The sequence below is a fragment of the Mesorhizobium sp. M1342 genome (assembly GCF_040317955.1).
In the GTDB taxonomy this organism is placed as follows: Bacteria; Pseudomonadota; Alphaproteobacteria; order Rhizobiales; family Rhizobiaceae; genus Mesorhizobium.
This window is the reverse complement of record NZ_JAMYLI010000072.1, coordinates 1-1154: the sequence shown is the minus strand read 5'-3', so window position 1 is coordinate 1154 and position 1154 is coordinate 1. Positions and strand designations below refer to the sequence as shown.

Below are 1154 nucleotides of genomic sequence, written 5' to 3'. Positions count from 1 at the left end.
CCTTGTATCTACACGAGAGAGATTTCGTGGGATTAGAGCGATTGAGCCAAGGTCCGGGCGGCCGCCCGGACCTTGGCTTGGCGAAGTCGCCCGTACCACCTGAGGTTACAACCGCGGGAGAGCTTGGGATCTTCGCCTTCGTCACGCACGACCGAACAGTCGCTTGGTTCCAACCGTACGCACAAGGCAGGTTACCGTGAACAGGATTATTTGTGGAGTTGATGTTTCGAAAGATTGGCTGGACGCGCATGTCCGGCCTGGCGGAGCGGCAGCGCGCTTCGCCAACGATGCGGCGGGGATTGCAGCTCTTTGGCTGTTCTGCCGCAGCCATGGCGCAGCCCTTGCGGTGATGGAGGCATCGGGCGGCTATGAACGGCTGGGGTTCATGCTCTTGTGGGCGCACGGCATGCCGTGCGGCGTGGTCAATGCCAAGAGCGTGCGCCGTTTCGCCGAGGCGATGGGCTATCTGGAGAAGACCGACAGGATCGACGCCGCTGTCATCGCCCATTACGGCGCAGTCAAGAACACGGTGCCGACGCCACCGCCAAGCGCTGCCCAACAGCGGCTTACCGCGTTGGTTGGCCGGCTTTGCCAGATTGTCGGCGATGCGACCATCAACAAGCAGCGTAGAAGTGCCGCATGCGACGCCGAGGTATGCGCCAGCATCGAGGCGACGCTGGCCTTCCTCAAGCGCGAGCAACGGCGCCTGGAAGGCGAGATTGCCTCGATGATCGATGACGATCCGCTGTGGGCCAGGCTGGAGCGAGCCTTTCGTTCGCTCAAGGGCGTAGCCGGGCGCACTGTCGCCCGTCTGATGGCCGAACTGCCCGAGATCGGCCTCATCTCCAACAAGGCCATCGCCAAGCTGGCAGGCCTGGCTCCTTTCGCCAACGATAGCGGCAAGCGCACCGGCAACAGGCATGTGCGAGGCGGACGCGCCGGGCCGCGTGGCATCCTCTTCATCGTCGCAGCTATCGTGGCCAAATTCGATCCTCATCTCAAAGCTTTCGCTCAACGGTTGCAACAGGCGGGAAAGCCAAAAATGCTCATCCGCATCGCACTCGCCAGAAAACTCCTGGTCATCCTCAATGCAAAAGCACGCGATGCGCGCAACGAGTTCGTAATTGCAACTTGACACCCCAGATAGTCGCTCT

Annotated in this window: 1 protein-coding gene; it reads left to right on the top strand. The window is 61.5% G+C overall.

The features are described from left to right. Window positions 1–196: 196 nt before the first annotated feature. Window positions 197–1135 carry an IS110 family RNA-guided transposase gene (locus tag NKH06_RS31965; RefSeq protein WP_023809699.1) on the top strand — a complete coding sequence of 313 codons (939 nt, stop codon included), beginning with the start codon at window positions 197–199 and terminating at the stop codon, window positions 1133–1135. Window positions 1136–1154: the final 19 nt, after the last annotated feature.